This window comes from Pseudomonas sp. L5B5 (assembly GCF_020520285.1).
Classification (GTDB): Bacteria; Pseudomonadota; Gammaproteobacteria; order Pseudomonadales; family Pseudomonadaceae; genus Aquipseudomonas.
This window is the reverse complement of sequence record NZ_CP084742.1, coordinates 3,580,701-3,594,636: the sequence shown is the minus strand read 5'-3', so window position 1 is coordinate 3,594,636 and position 13,936 is coordinate 3,580,701. Positions and strand designations below refer to the sequence as shown.

13 protein-coding genes and 1 riboswitch are annotated in these 13,936 nt (G+C 64.1%); of the genes, 8 read left to right on the top strand and 5 right to left on the bottom strand.

What is annotated here, in order from left to right; translation table 11 throughout:
- Window positions 1-5 precede the first annotated feature (5 nt).
- The 3 genes from LGQ10_RS16470 to LGQ10_RS16460 form a co-directional block, all read right to left on the bottom strand.
- A complete protein-coding gene (locus tag LGQ10_RS16470) occupies window positions 6-818 on the bottom strand; it encodes an aldo/keto reductase (protein ID WP_226522580.1) in 813 nt (270 codons plus the stop codon).
- Complete coding sequence (locus LGQ10_RS16465) at window positions 815-1,990, bottom strand: NAD(P)/FAD-dependent oxidoreductase (protein WP_226522579.1); 1,176 nt, start codon at window positions 1,988-1,990, stop codon at window positions 815-817. Before LGQ10_RS16465 ends, LGQ10_RS16470 begins: the two co-directional genes overlap by 4 nt.
- A gap of 112 nt (window positions 1,991-2,102) precedes the next feature.
- Window positions 2,103-2,435: a DMT family transporter gene (locus LGQ10_RS16460; protein ID WP_058434175.1), complete on the bottom strand. Its 333-nt coding sequence runs from the start codon at window positions 2,433-2,435 to the stop codon at window positions 2,103-2,105.
- Between the two features lie 102 nt (window positions 2,436-2,537).
- Between LGQ10_RS16460 and LGQ10_RS16455 the strand changes: the two genes are divergently transcribed.
- Both LGQ10_RS16455 and waaA read left to right on the top strand, forming a co-directional pair.
- Window positions 2,538-3,428, top strand: coding sequence for a LysR family transcriptional regulator (locus tag LGQ10_RS16455; protein WP_226522578.1), 891 nt, complete (start codon window positions 2,538-2,540; stop codon window positions 3,426-3,428).
- 22 nt (window positions 3,429-3,450) lie between these two features.
- Window positions 3,451-4,728, top strand: coding sequence for a lipid IV(A) 3-deoxy-D-manno-octulosonic acid transferase (waaA, locus tag LGQ10_RS16450; RefSeq protein ID WP_226522577.1), 1,278 nt, complete (start codon window positions 3,451-3,453; stop codon window positions 4,726-4,728).
- 252 nt (window positions 4,729-4,980) lie between these two features.
- Here the strand turns inward: waaA and LGQ10_RS16445 are convergent, their stop codons facing one another.
- The gene (locus LGQ10_RS16445) at window positions 4,981-6,414 is read right to left on the bottom strand and encodes a TolC family outer membrane protein (protein ID WP_226522576.1); all 1,434 of its coding nucleotides are present in this window, start codon (window positions 6,412-6,414) and stop codon (window positions 4,981-4,983) included.
- 196 nt (window positions 6,415-6,610) lie between these two features.
- Window positions 6,611-6,715: riboswitch (TPP riboswitch) on the top strand.
- 164 nt (window positions 6,716-6,879) lie between these two features.
- Between LGQ10_RS16445 and thiC the strand changes: the two genes are divergently transcribed.
- Both thiC and cytX read left to right on the top strand, forming a co-directional pair.
- Window positions 6,880-8,769: a phosphomethylpyrimidine synthase ThiC gene (thiC, locus tag LGQ10_RS16440; RefSeq protein ID WP_226522575.1), complete on the top strand. Its 1,890-nt coding sequence runs from the start codon at window positions 6,880-6,882 to the stop codon at window positions 8,767-8,769.
- Between the two features lie 117 nt (window positions 8,770-8,886).
- A complete protein-coding gene (gene cytX, locus LGQ10_RS16435; RefSeq protein WP_226522574.1) occupies window positions 8,887-10,173 on the top strand; it encodes a putative hydroxymethylpyrimidine transporter CytX in 1,287 nt (428 codons plus the stop codon).
- Here cytX and LGQ10_RS16430 read toward each other — a convergent pair.
- The gene (locus LGQ10_RS16430; RefSeq protein WP_226522573.1) at window positions 10,142-10,888 is read right to left on the bottom strand and encodes an RsiV family protein; all 747 of its coding nucleotides are present in this window, start codon (window positions 10,886-10,888) and stop codon (window positions 10,142-10,144) included. The two genes, cytX and LGQ10_RS16430, sit on opposite strands and share 32 nt — an antisense overlap.
- Window positions 10,889-11,113: 225 nt before the next feature.
- Between LGQ10_RS16430 and LGQ10_RS16425 the strand changes: the two genes are divergently transcribed.
- The 4 genes from LGQ10_RS16425 (at window position 11,114) to LGQ10_RS16410 (ending at window position 13,914) form a co-directional block, all read left to right on the top strand.
- Window positions 11,114-11,731 (top strand): NUDIX domain-containing protein, encoded by a 618-nt coding sequence (locus LGQ10_RS16425; protein WP_226522572.1) that lies wholly within the window; start codon window positions 11,114-11,116, stop codon window positions 11,729-11,731.
- Complete coding sequence (locus LGQ10_RS16420; protein WP_058435405.1) at window positions 11,722-12,174, top strand: DUF1249 domain-containing protein; 453 nt, start codon at window positions 11,722-11,724, stop codon at window positions 12,172-12,174. Before LGQ10_RS16425 ends, LGQ10_RS16420 begins: the two co-directional genes overlap by 10 nt.
- A gap of 250 nt (window positions 12,175-12,424) precedes the next feature.
- Window positions 12,425-13,240, top strand: a complete 816-nt coding sequence (gene cpdA / locus LGQ10_RS16415) for a 3',5'-cyclic-AMP phosphodiesterase (protein WP_226522571.1) — start codon at window positions 12,425-12,427, stop codon at window positions 13,238-13,240.
- 65 nt (window positions 13,241-13,305) lie between these two features.
- Window positions 13,306-13,914: a YqiA/YcfP family alpha/beta fold hydrolase gene (locus tag LGQ10_RS16410; RefSeq protein ID WP_058435697.1), complete on the top strand. Its 609-nt coding sequence runs from the start codon at window positions 13,306-13,308 to the stop codon at window positions 13,912-13,914.
- The last annotated feature ends 22 nt before the right edge of the window (window positions 13,915-13,936 follow it).

Below are 13,936 nucleotides of genomic sequence, written 5' to 3'. Positions count from 1 at the left end.
CGGCGTCAGTTCTTGCCCAGGACCTGTGCCACGGTCGTCACGTTGTGGGCCAGGTGCAGTGGATTGATGGTCCCGACAATAGCACTGGCGACACCGGGCTGGTCAAACAGCAGTTCGAAGCTGGCCCGCACGGGATCGATGCCCGGACTCAGGCAGACGTGGCCGCTGGCCAGGGCCTTCTTCACCAGGATGCCCTTGTGGTGGGCGGCGGCATAGTCGATGACTGCCTTCTCTGCCTGTTCGTTCAGATTGTAGGTAACCATGGCGCAATCGCCCTGTTCCAGGGCCCTGAGGCCGCCGTCGACGGTCTTCCCGGAAAAACCGTAGCCGCGGATCTTGCCCTCTTGCTTGAGCTGCGCGAGGGTCTGGTAGACCTCGCTGTGGTCGAGGACCGCCAGGTCGTTGCCGTCGGAGTGCACCAGGACCAGGTCGATGAAATCGGTTTCCAGGCGTTGCAGGCTGCGTTCCACCGACAGGCGGGTGTGGGCGGCGCTGAAGTCGTGGCGAGAGAGACCCTCGGCGAACTCTTCGCCGACCTTGCTGACGATCACCCAGTCGTGGCGCTGGCCGCGCAGCAACGGGCCCAGGCGTTCTTCGCTGCGGCCGTAGGCGGGGGCGGTGTCGATCAGGTTGATGCCCAGGTCGCGCGCCAGCTTGAGCAGCATCTGTGCTTGCTGGTCGTCCGGAATCTGGAAACCGCTGGGGTACTTGACCCCCTGGTCGCGGCCCAGCTTGACGGTGCCCAGGCCCAGGGGCGAAACCATCAGGCCGGTGCTGCCCAAGGGGCGACGCAGGTCGTGCAGGGTGGCCTGGCTCATGGCAGCAGTTGCTCCCACGCCGGTTGCCCCAGGGGCGGCCTTGGCAGGTCCGGCAACGGTTCGCCATGGGAGGGCACGATGCCGTCCCGCTCGAAGGCCGCCAGGACTCGGTCGGCGAAGTCCGGCGCCAGGGCGAGTTTGGTCGGCCAGCCCACCAGCAGGCGATCCTGTTCGGCGAGGAATGCGTTGTCCGGACGAGCCAGGCCCGATTGGGCCGGTTCGGCGCGGTCCACCCGCAAGGTGGCCCACTGCGCCCGGCCCAGGTCGATCCAGGGCAGCAACTGGCCCAGTTCCTTCTGGGCGGCGGCGATCTGCGCCGCCGGCTCGCGAGCCACACCTTCGGCCTCGGCGATATCGCCACCCAGGTACCAGACCCATTGGCCATCGGCCGCCGGGTGGGTGGTGACGGTGATCCGTGGCTTGGGCCCGCCGCCCAGGCAGTGGGCATACAGCGGTTTGAGGGTCGGGCCCTTGACCAGCACCATGTGCAGTGGCCGCCGCTGCATGGCCGGTTGGCTCAGGCCGGCCGCTTGCAGCAGCTGGGCATTGCCGGCACCGGCACTGAGGACGATGCGTTGCGCGCGGATTTCCCGCCCGTCGACCCGCAGCCCAGCCACCTGGCCATTTTCCAGCAGGGGCTCGATCTTCTCTCCGGCCAACAGGCTGTCGCCCGCCAGTTCAGCCAGGCGCTCGATCAGGCTCGGTACATCCACCACCAGTTCGGCCAGGCGGTAGACCTTGCCCTTGAAGCGCTTGTCCTGCAGGGCCGGGGGCAGTTGCTCGCCCTTGACCTGGTCGACCCGGCCTCGCACGGCCTTGCTGGCGAAGAAACTGGTGAGATTGCCCGCCAGGGTGCCGGGGGACCAGAGGTAGTGGGCCTCGGACAGCAGGCGCACACCGGACAGGTCCAGCTCGCCGCTGCCCGCCAGGGCTTCGCGCCAGCGCCGGGGCATGTCGGCGATGGCCTCCGAGGCGCCCGTCAGGGCCCCATGCAGGGCGTACTTGGCGCCACCGTGGATGATTCCCTGGGACTTGACGCTCTGTCCGCCGCCGAGGCTGGCGTTCTCCACCAGTACCGTGGAAAAGCCCTGGCGCCGCAGGCGAGCGTTGAGCCAGAGACCGGCGACGCCTGCGCCGACGATCAGCACATCGGTGGAAATAGCGGATGGCATGCAGCAACCTCGGAGAACCAATCGAAGCCGCAAGTTTCTAGCTTCAAGCCTCAAGCTGCAAGCAACAACCGGTGGTTGCGCCTTCTTGTCGCCTGAAGCTGGCCGTTGCTCTTCAGTGTCCGGCGGTCTTGGAGAACAACTGGATCACCATCACCCCGAGAACGATCAGCGCCATGCCCAGGATCGCCGGCATATCCAGCTTCTGGCCGTAGAGCAGCAGGGCGGCGATGCTGACCATGACGATCCCCAGCCCCGACCACACGGCGTAGGCCACCCCCACCGGGACGGTGCGCATCACCAGCGTCAACATCCAGAAGGCCACGCCGTACCCGGCAATGACCAGCAGCAGGGGCTGTGGCGTGCTCAGGCCCTTGACCGCTTTGAGTGAAACAGTGGCGATCACTTCCGCGCAGATGGCGATGGCCAGGTAGTAGTAAGCGTTCATGGGAGGGTCCTCGTGGCGGGGCGGCTTTCTGGGTTGGCATTCTAGTGGCTGCCCGGATGGGGTAAAGTCATTTCCTATCTGAATTTGAGATAGGGTCGCCGCATGAGCACACAGTGGAACCTGGAGCAGTTGCGTCTGTTCGTTGGAGTGGCCCAATTGCGCTCGTTCTCGGCCGTGGCCCGTCAGCACCGCAAGGCCCAGTCGGCCATCAGCAACGCCATTGCCTTGCTGGAGGCCGACCTGGGGGTCGGCCTGTTCGAGCGCAGCAGCGGTCGCCAGCCGAAGCTGACCGAGGCGGGCAGTGCGTTGTTGCAGGAGGCCCGGGAAATCCTGCGCCAGTGCGATCGCCTCAATGGCCGGGCCCTGGCGCTGATGCGTGGCCAGGAGGCTCGGTTGCGCCTGGCCCAGGACGAGGCGATGCCCTATCAGCCGGTGCTCGATAGTCTGGAGGCCTTGTCCGAGCGCTTCCCCAGCCTGGAGGTGCAACTGGCCAGCAGTGCCCAGGGCGATGTGGCGCGCAAGCTGGTGGAGCGCCGGGCCGATCTGGGGTTGCTGTTCCATCATGAACAGATGCCCGAGACCCTGGAACGCCGGGCCCTGGGCAGCGTCGAGATGGTCACGGTCTGCGCGGTAGGGCATCCCCTGGCCGACGAAAAAAGGGTCAACTGCCAGCTCCTGGCCCTACACCGGCAGTTGTTGATCGCTCCGCAACTGAGTGGTTATCCCGGTGGTGAGCAGATCAGCCCCCAGGTCTGGCGTGCCGACAGCTTTTATGTCATGGCCGAGTGGTTGATGCGCGGCCTGGGTTGGGCGTGGCTGCCACGGCATGTGGTGCAGTACCCGGCCTATCAGCAGCAGATGGTCGAGTTGGCCAGCGACTGGACCCCTCCGGCGCTGGTGGTGGAACTGGCCTGGCGTCGTGACGAGCCTCTGGGGCCGGCGGCGCGCTGGCTGGCGGAACGTTTTGCCCTGCACCTGAAGGCGATCGGCTAAAAAACCGATAAACTCCGCCGCCATGAATAGAACTCTCTACACCGCACTGTTTTACCTGGGGCTGCCATTGGTGGCGATTCGGTTGTGGCTGCGTTCGCGCAAGGCGCCGGCCTATGCCAAGCGCATCGGCGAGCGATTCTCCATCGGCCTGCCCACCCTGCAGCCCGGTGGGATCTGGGTGCATGCGGTGTCGGTCGGCGAGAGTATCGCCGCTGCACCGATGATTCGCGCATTGCTGGCCCGTTATCCACAGCTGCCGATTACCGTGACCTGCATGACCCCCACCGGCTCCGAGCGGATCCAGGCCCTGTTTGCCGATGAGCCACGAATCCAGCATTGCTACCTGCCCTACGACTTGCCGTGTGCCGCTGCCCGTTTTCTCGAGCGCGCGCAGCCCCGGCTGGCGGTGATCATGGAAACCGAACTGTGGCCCAATCACATCGACCAGTGCGCCCGTCGCGGGATTCCGGTGGCCCTGGCCAACGCTCGGCTGTCTGCGCGTTCGGCCCGAGGGTATGGGCGCTTTGCCAGGCTGAGTGCGCCGATGCTGGCTCAGATGAGCCTGTTCGCGGTGCAGACCCGGGCCGAGGCCGAGCGTTTCCTGCAACTGGGCGCGCGTCCGGAAACGGTGCAGGTGACCGGCTCGATCAAGTTCGACCTGAGCATCGACCCGCAGTTGCCGCAGCGTGCCACGCAGTTGCGCGAGCAATGGCAGGCCATGGAGCGTCCGGTGTGGATTGCCGCCAGTACCCATGAAGGCGAGGACGCGGTGGTGCTCGATGCCCACCGGCAGTTGCTGGCCAGCTACCCCAATGCCTTGCTGATCCTCGTGCCGCGACATCCGGAGCGCTTCGACTCGGTCTTCGAACTGTGCCGGCAGCAGGGACTGGCGACAGTGCGGCGCTCCAGTGGCGAGTTGGTGACTGCGGGCACCTCGGTGCTGCTGGGGGACACCATGGGTGAGCTGCTGTTCCTCTATGCCCTGGCCGACAGCGCGTTTGTCGGTGGCAGCCTGGTGGCCAATGGCGGCCACAACTTGCTGGAGCCGGCCGCCCTGGCCAAGCCGGTGATCAGCGGCCCGCACCTGTTCAATTTCCTGGAAATCGCCGCGATGTTGCGTGAAGCCGGGGCCCTGCAGGAAGTGGATGATGCCCAGGGCCTGGCGGAGGCGGTGCAGAGTCTGTTCGAGCTGCCCCAGGACGCCCGCAAGATGGGCGAGGCGGGGCTCGAGGTCATGCGCGCCAACCAGGGCGCGTTGCAGCGCCTGCTCGACGCTTTGGATCGCCTGCTGCAACAGTGATCCAGCTGACGCCTGGCGCCGCATGAAAAAGGCCACCCGCTCGGGTTAATGTCAGTCAGTTAAGCGAGGTGATCCCCTGCAGGAGCAGCCGGTCGACGCTCGATTGCTCGCGATGGTCGTTAACGGTAGCGCGTGTTTACTGGATAAACGCAGCGCTCTGAAGTCCATCGCGGGCAAGCCTCGCTCCTACCATTTCTTTAACTGATCGGCATTACCCGCTTGGGTGGCCTTTCTTTTCCTGGGTGGCAGCCTTCAGGGACGGGCCTTGAGCTGCTCGGCGGCGGCCTTGGCCAGGTCTGGCGGCAGGAAGTCGCGGTCCGGGTTGTAGTCGGCCTTGAGGTAGCGGGCCAGGTCCTGCAGGTCCCCTGGGTTGAGGGTGCCGGCGGCCTGCTTAAGGCGCAGGTTGTCGAGGATGTAGTCGTAGCGGCTGTTGTTGTAGTTGCGCACCGAGTTGTACAGCTGGCGCTGGGCGTCGAGCACGTCGACGATGTTGCGGGTGCCGACCTGGTAGCCGATTTCCGTGGCTTCCACGGCGCTCTGGTTGGAGATGATCGACTGGCGGCGGGCCTGGACCTGCTCGACATCGGTGTTCACTGCCCGGTGCAGATTGCGGGTGTTCTCCACCACCTGGCGACGCAGGGACTCGCGCTGCTGCTCGGACTGGCTCAGGCGCGAATAGGATTCGCGGACCTGGGAACTGGTCAGTCCGCCGCTGTAGATCGGGATGTTCAATTGCAGGCCGATGGAGCGCTGCTCGACATCACTGCCATAGCGGGTCATGGGGTTGGGGTTGCTGAAACCCAGGGCATCGTTGTCGCCCTTCTTGTACTGCACCACCGCGTCCAGGGTCGGGGCGTGCCCGGCCTTGCGCTGCTTGAGGGTTTCCTCGGCGGCGCTGACCCCGTAGTTGCTGGCCAGCAGGTTGAGGTTCTGCTTGGCGGCAGTGTCGACCCAGGCCTTGGCGTCGTTGGGCGTGGGCGTCAGCACCGGCAGGCTGTGGACGATGCCCTGGATCGAGTTGTATTCGCGGTTGGTCAGGGTAATCAGGGCCTCGAAGGCATCATCCACCTGGCGCTGGGCGACGATCCGGTTGGCCCGGGCGGTGTCGTAGCTGGCCTGGGATTGCAGCACGTCGGTCTTGTCCGACAGGCCCACGTCGAAGCGCTCGTTGGACTGGTCGAGCTGGCGCTTGAACGCAGCTTCCTCGGCCTTGGTCGAGGCCAGGTTGTCTTGGGCGCGCAGGACCGCGAAGTAGTTCTCGGCACTTTGCAGGATCAGGTTCTGCTCGGTGGCCGAGAGTTGCAGGGCAGCCTGTTCGTTGATGTCCTTGGCCGCCTGCAGTTGGAACCAGCGGTCGGCGCGGAACAAGGGCTGGGCCAGGGTTGCTCGATAGACGTTGCCACTGCGTGTGGAGGTCATTGACGGCTCGTCGAACTTGGTGCGCGTATTGTTCATGTCCGCACCGGCCGACAGGTTCGGCAGCAAGCCGGCCCGGGCCTGGGGCACCACTTCCTTCTGGGCTCCGTACTGGGCGCGAGCTGCGGCCAGGTCGGCGTTGTTGTCCACGGCTTCCTGATAGACGCTGACCAGGTCGGTCCTGGTGGTGGACACAGGCGCTTCTGCTGCCCAGGCCATTCCATTGGACGCACAAGACACGGCAACAGCCAGTGAGAGTTTGCGCAGCATTCGGCGATCCCTAGAGTTGATATTACGGAGATAATCCAGGCGCCAAGGCTAAGGCGCGCCCTACAGAGCGTCAAGGTTCGACACTGGGCAACGAGTGTAGAGGTGACACCCCCGGTGCAACAATCCGCTGATTGGCCATTCATCATGCTTATCGCACGGGTGTTGGCGTTCTGTCCCGGCTTTGTCTAGACTGGCCCGGTTCTTGTCGGGGTGCCTTGCTATGAGGCTGAGATCGGATAATCCGGATCCCGTTGAACCTGATCAGGTTAACGCCTGCGTAGGGAACAAGATTTCTCGTCACCCGGCGAGTCCTCTTGTGCTTCGTCCGGGATGTTGTTCGACAATCGAACACCCTCTTGAGTACCAAGCACTGCACTCACTAGTCGTCCAGACAGGGTGCGTCCGTCCGTTACAGGTTCGCTCCGACAAACTTCCACTGCCTGGATGCTGTCTGGAGAGCCCGTGATGACGACAAAACTAAAAAACGCTAGCAACCTCAGTGAGTCGGCCCAAGTCGACCAACAGTCGGTTCAGCCCTTTACCCGCTCGCAAAAAATCTATGTCCAGGGTTCCCGCCCCGATATTCGCGTGCCCATGCGTGAAATTACCCTGGACGTGACCCCCACCGACTTCGGTGGCGAGATCAATGCCCCGGTGACCGTCTACGACACCTCCGGTCCCTATACCGATCCGAACGTGGTGATCGATGTCCGCAAAGGCCTGGGCGATGTACGTTCGGCCTGGATCGACGATCGTGGCGACACCGAGCGCCTGGACGGCCTGTCTTCCGATTTCGGCCAGCAGCGCCTGGCCGATGCCGAGCTGACCAAGCTGCGCTTCGCCCATGTGCGCAACCCGCGCCGGGCCAAGGCCGGGGCCAATGTCAGCCAGATGCACTACGCGCGCCAGGGCATCATCACCGCCGAGATGGAATACGTCGCCATCCGCGAGAACATGAAACTGCAGGAAGCCCGTGCCGCCGGCCTGTTGAAGCAGCAGCACGGTGGCCACAGCTTCGGAGCCAGCATTCCGAAAGAGATCACTGCCGAGTTCGTGCGCGAAGAAATCGCCCGCGGACGCGCGATCATCCCCGCCAACATCAACCACACCGAGCTGGAGCCGATGATCATCGGCCGCAACTTCCTGGTGAAGATCAACGGCAACATCGGCAACAGCGCCCTGGGTTCCTCCATCGAGGAAGAAGTGGCCAAGCTGACCTGGGGCATTCGCTGGGGTTCGGACACGGTGATGGACCTGTCCACCGGCAAGCACATCCATGAAACCCGCGAGTGGATCATCCGCAACTCGCCGGTGCCGATCGGTACCGTGCCGATCTACCAGGCTTTGGAGAAGGTCAACGGCGTGGCCGAAGACCTCACCTGGGAGCTGTTTCGCGACACCCTGATCGAACAGGCCGAGCAGGGCGTGGACTACTTCACCATCCACGCCGGCGTGTTGCTGCGCTACGTGCCACTGACCGCCAAGCGCGTGACCGGCATCGTCAGCCGCGGCGGTTCGATCATGGCCAAGTGGTGCCTGGCCCATCACAAGGAAAACTTCCTCTACACCCACTTCGACGAAATCTGCGAAATCATGAAGGCCTATGACGTCAGCTTCTCGCTGGGTGATGGCCTGCGTCCGGGCTCGATTGCCGACGCCAACGACGAAGCGCAGTTCGGCGAGCTGGAAACCCTTGGCGAGCTGACCAAGATCGCCTGGAAGCATGATGTGCAATGCATGATCGAGGGGCCGGGCCATGTGCCGATGCAGCTGATCAAGGAGAACATGGACAAGCAGCTCGAATGCTGCGACGAGGCGCCGTTCTACACCCTCGGCCCGCTGACCACCGACATTGCGCCGGGCTACGACCACATCACCTCCGGTATCGGCGCAGCGATGATCGGCTGGTTCGGTTGCGCCATGCTCTGCTACGTCACGCCCAAGGAGCACCTCGGCCTGCCGAACAAGGATGACGTCAAGACCGGCATCATCACCTACAAGATCGCAGCCCATGCCGCCGACCTCGCCAAGGGTCACCCGGGCGCGCAGATCCGTGACAACGCGCTGTCCAAGGCGCGCTTCGAGTTTCGCTGGGAAGACCAGTTCAACCTCGGCCTGGACCCGGACACCGCCCGTTCTTTCCATGACGAGACCCTGCCCAAGGACTCGGCCAAGGTGGCGCACTTCTGTTCCATGTGCGGGCCGAAGTTCTGCTCGATGAAGATCACCCAGGAGGTGCGTGAGTACGCGGCCAACCAGCGCATCGAAGCGGTGGACGTCGACGTCGCCAAGGGCATGGCCGAGCAGGCCGAGCGCTTCAAGCAGGAAGGCAGCCAGCTCTACCAGAAAGTCTGAGAGGCAGCGGTACGCGGCTAGCGGCAAGTAGCAAGCGAAGGCTCACGGCTCTTGCTTGCAGCTTGCAGCTAGCTGCTGCTTCTTGTCTCTGTCCCTTTTCCTTTCGAGATTACCGCCTTGAACAGCCCAACCAGTAGCTATTCGCCCGATCACGCGGTGCCTGTCGACAAGCGCGCGTTCGGCGCTCGCGACCTGTTTTCCCTGTGGTTCTCCCTCGGTATCGGCCTGATGGTGCTGCAGACCGGTGCGCTGCTGGCGCCGGGCCTGGGGCTGGTCCATTCGTTGCTGGCGATCCTGCTGGGCACGGCGATCGGCGTTCTGTTGCTGGCGGCGGTGGGGGTGATCGGCAGCGATACCGGCCTGGCGTCCATGGCCGCCCTTCGGCTCAGCCTGGGACGCCACGGTGCACGCCTGCCGGCGGTACTCAATCTGCTGCAACTGGTGGGCTGGGGCTCGTTCGAGATCATCGTCATGCGCGATGCCGCCAGTCTCCTGGGCACCCGGGCCTTCGGCGAGGGCAGTGCCTGGACCAGCCCGCTGCTCTGGACGCTGTTCTTCGGTGCGCTGGCTACCCTGCTGGCGGTCAGCGGCCCCTTGACCTTCGTGCGCCGGATCCTGCGCAAGTGGGGCATCTGGTTGTTGCTTGCGGCATGCCTGTGGCTGACCTGGAACCTGTTCGCCCGGGCCGACCTGGCAGCGCTCTGGGCCCAGGCCGGAGATGGCTCGATGCCGTTCGCCGTGGGCTTTGACATCGCCATCGCCATGCCCCTGTCCTGGTTGCCGCTGATCGCCGACTACTCGCGTTTCGGCAAGCGTGCCAAGAGTGTCTTTGGTGGCACTGCCCTGGGTTTTTTCATCGGCAATTTCTGGCTGATGAGCCTGGGTGTGGCCTATACGCTGGCCTTCGCCCCCAGTGGCGAAGTCAATGCCCTGCTGTTGGCGCTGGCAGGCGCGGGGCTGGGGATCCCGTTGCTGCTGATCCTGCTGGACGAATCGGAGAACGCCTTTGCCGATATCCATTCGGCGGCCGTTTCCAGCGGTATCCTGCTACGGCTGAAGGTCGAGCACCTGGCCCTGGCCATCGGCGTGCTCTGCACCCTGATCGCCTGCCTGGCGCCGTTGGCCCAGTACCAGAACTTCCTGCTGCTGATCGGCTCGGTGTTCGCGCCGCTGTTCGGCGTGGTGCTGGTGGATCATTTCATCCTGCGCCGGCGCAATGCCCAGGTGCCGTTGGCCGCATTGCGCGGGCCGGCGTTGCTGGCCTGGCTCGGCGGCGTGAGCACCTACCACCTGCTGGCCAACCTGTATCCGGATGTGGGGGCAACCCTGCCATCGCTGCTGCTGGCAGGGCTGCTGCATGGGCTACTGGGTTTCAGTTGGCGTCAGGAAGCAGCTCGGGCTTGAAGATGCCGCGCAGGCGCTCATAGGGGATCTGCAGCTCGACGTGGCCCAGGGGGGCGGGTGCGATGGCACTGACGTCGTACTTGAGGGTCACGGCGTTGCGGGTCAGGGCCACGTTCGGGGTTTTCTGGAAGGGCCAGGCCCGCACGAACTCGGCCTCGCGATCCAGGTGGGTACTGATCAGCCAGTTGTTGTGGGCCACCCGGGCGGCCTTCCAGAACCGATCTTCCTGGTCTGGCAGCAGCATGTCCGCCAGGCTCAGGGCCTTGTGCTGCTGGCGCGAATAGTTGACGAAACCCCGGCCTGGCGTGCCGTTGGCGGCACCGGTGTCCAGGTAGCTTGCCAGTTCGATGATCACCAGGCCGTCATGCTGATCGCGTACCTTCGATTGCAGGTACATGCCGTGGCGGTCCGCGGCGCTGCGCAGGAACTGCTCGCGGTAGGCCACCAGGCTGGCTGGCAGCGGGGCATCGGGGCTGGTGCGGGTCATCTGCAGCAGGCGTTTCTCGATGATGGCGTCCAGTTGTGGCTCGGCGGGGAAATGCACGGTGTCGAGATTGACCAGCGGGCACTCGGCGCCGCTGCAGCCGGGCTTGAGTTGTTCGGACTTCTCTCGGGTGGCCTCCAGGGGCGTCTTGTAGCTTGGCTGGAACAGGCTCTGGCAGGCGCCCAGGGTCAGGGCGATGCAGGCCACGGAGGCGATTTTGACAAGCGACATGGGCGTCCTTCATAAACCAGGGGGGAGGCAAAAGTTACCGGCTTCGACTGCCTGCGGGGCCGTCGGTTCGCCACTAAGCTCAATAGGAACAATTAGAGTAGGTTTAGCCCCTCGCCGTCTATCCCGCTGAGGCCAAAGGGGCTGCATCGCCAGGCGCGAGCGCGTTAGGATTGCGCGAAGTCGAGGAGGATCCTCGGATCGAACATGTTGTAGACGAGGATTGTTATGACTGACTTTGCCCACTCCACGCCGAGTGCCGTCCAGATTGTCCGGCGCGAGAACTGTTTCCAGGGTTTCTACCGGCTGGACCGCCTGCACCTGCGGCACGAGTTGTTCGCCGGTGGCATGGGACCTGAAATCAGCCGTGAAGTCTTTATTCGTCATGATGCGGTCTGCCTGCTGCCGTACGACCCGCAGCGTGATGAGGTAGTGCTGATCGAGCAATTTCGCGTCGGTGCCATGGGCAAGGCCGCCACGCCCTGGCTGGTGGAGCTGGTGGCCGGGCTGATCGACAAGGACGAGCAGCCCGAGCAAGTTGCCCGTCGCGAGGCGCAGGAAGAGGCGGGCCTGGACATTTCGGCGCTGTGGCCAATGACCCAGTATTTCCCGTCGCCCGGTGGCAGCACCGAGTTGGTCCACCTATACCTGGGGCGTTGCGACAGCAGCGCCGCCGGCGGATTGCACGGGCTGGTGGAGGAGGCTGAAGATATCCGGGTTTCAGTGATGGCCTACGAGGATGCGCAGCAGGCCATGCGTGATGGGCTGATCTGCAATGCGGCCAGCATCATTGCCCTGCAATGGCTGGCGCTCAATCGCGCGGAAGTGAGGGGGTTATGGTCGTAAACAAGGTGCGTGATCGCTATCGGGTCGACCTCGCGGGGCTGCAAGCTGCCTGCGAGGCCAACTATGCCCGGTTGATGCGCCTGTTGCCCGACATGCGCAACCAGCCGGTGGCGCGACGCATCGCCGTGACCCAGGGCGACCAGATGCTCGGCGTGCTGGCCCTGGAGGTGGTGCTGGCCTGTCCCTATACCACCACCTTGCAGGTACGCCAGGAACACAGCCTGCCCTGGCTGCCGATCCCGCAGCTGGAAGTGCAGGTCTATCACGACGCGCGAATGGCCGAGGTGATCAGTGCCGAGCATGCCCGGCGTTTTCGCAGCATCTATCCCTATCCCAATGCCTTCATGCACCAGCCGGATGAGAAGGCCCAGCTGAATGTCTTCCTGGGGGAATGGTTGAGTCACTGCCTGGCTTGCGGGCATGAATTCGAGGTCGTGCGCTAGGTTGCGTACAAAAGCTGTCTGCACTTGGAACCTGCTGCGCGCCGGGCGCCCTTGGCGCGACGCAGAAACAGGCTCGGAATGCTCATGCAGGCCCCTGCATGTTTTTGCCTTGCCTGATCCTCGTTCGGCGAGCGCTTGAACAGAACCAGGATGTGAACTGGGTCCGCTTCCCGGGTTTCCTCTTTTTCACTTCCCCCAGCATAATTGCCCCCCTTCTTCATGCTTTGTGATCTTGCTCCGGGAGAACGCCTTGCCAAGCGTATCCGCTCCGCCCGCCGACGATTCCGTGTTGCTGGTGCAACTGTCGGACAGCCACCTGTTTGCCGAGACGGAGGGCACGCTGCTGGGCATGAACACCAGCGATAGCCTGCAGCGGGTCATCGACCTGGTGCTGGCGCAACAGCCGCGGATCGACCTGATGCTGGCTACCGGCGACCTGTCCCAGGACGGCAGCCTGGAGTCCTACCAGCGTTTTCGCCAGTTGACCGCGCAGATCCAGGCGCCGGGCCGCTGGTTGCCCGGTAACCACGACGAGCCGCAGATCATGCAGTTGGCGGCCAGGGACAGCGAGCTGCTGCACCCGGTGGTGGATGTCGGCAACTGGCGCATCACCCTGCTGGATTCGTCGGTGCCTGGCTCGGTGCCGGGGTTTCTCCAGGATGACCAGTTGCAACTGCTGGCCCGCTCCCTGGACGAGGCGCCAGAACGTCACCACCTGATCTGCCTGCATCATCACCCGGTGTCCATCGACTGTACGTGGATGGAGCCCATCGGCTTGCGCAATGCCCAAGCCCTGTTCGAGGTGATCGAGAGGCATGCGCAGGTCCGAGCCCTGCTGTGGGGCCATGTCCACCAGGAGATCGACCAGTTGCGCGATGGGCTGCGACTGTTGGCCTCACCCTCCACCTGCATCCAGTTCGAGCCTCGCAGCGACGACTTCAAGGTCGAGGAGCGGGCGCCGGGCTATCGCTGGCTGCGGCTGCTGGCCGACGGACGGCTGGAAACCGGCGTGCAGCGGGTCGAAGGCTACGAGTTCACCATCGATTACGGCAGCAACGGTTATTGAAGCGGCTTCGTTACCTGGCGCCATCCCTGTAAACTGCGGCTTTTGTCCAGGTGCAGGGAGTCCGCATGTCCGGTTCGATCCTTTATATCCACGGCTTCAACAGCGCTCCGGCCTCGACCAAGGCCACCCAGTTGCGCCAGGTAATGGAACAAATCGGCCTGGCCGGGCAGTTGCGGGTACCGGCCTTGCACCATCATCCCCGCCAGGCGATCGCCCAGCTGGAACAGGCGATCGCCGAACTGGGTCGCCCGCTGCTGGTCGGCAGCTCGCTCGGCGGCTACTATGCGACACACCTTGCCGAGCGCCACGGTCTGAAAGCCTTGCTGGTCAACCCCGCCGTCAACCCGCACCGCCTGTTCGACGGTTACCTGGGCCCGCAGAAGAACCTGTATACCGATGAAACCTGGGAGCTGACCCTCGATCACGTGGCGGCCCTGGAGGCATTGGAGGTCCCGCCGCCCCAGGACCCGGAGCGTTACCAGGTGTGGCTGCAGACCGCGGACGAGACACTGGACTATCGTCACGCCCAGGCGTATTACCGCGCTTGCGCCTTGCGCATCCAGGCTGGCGGCGATCATAGTTTCCAAGGTTTTACCGGCCAATTGCCGGCGATGTTGAATTTTGCCGGCATCACTGCCGATCAGTACCAGGCGCTCGACCTCACAGCACTGTGACGCCGCGCCCCATATTCATTGA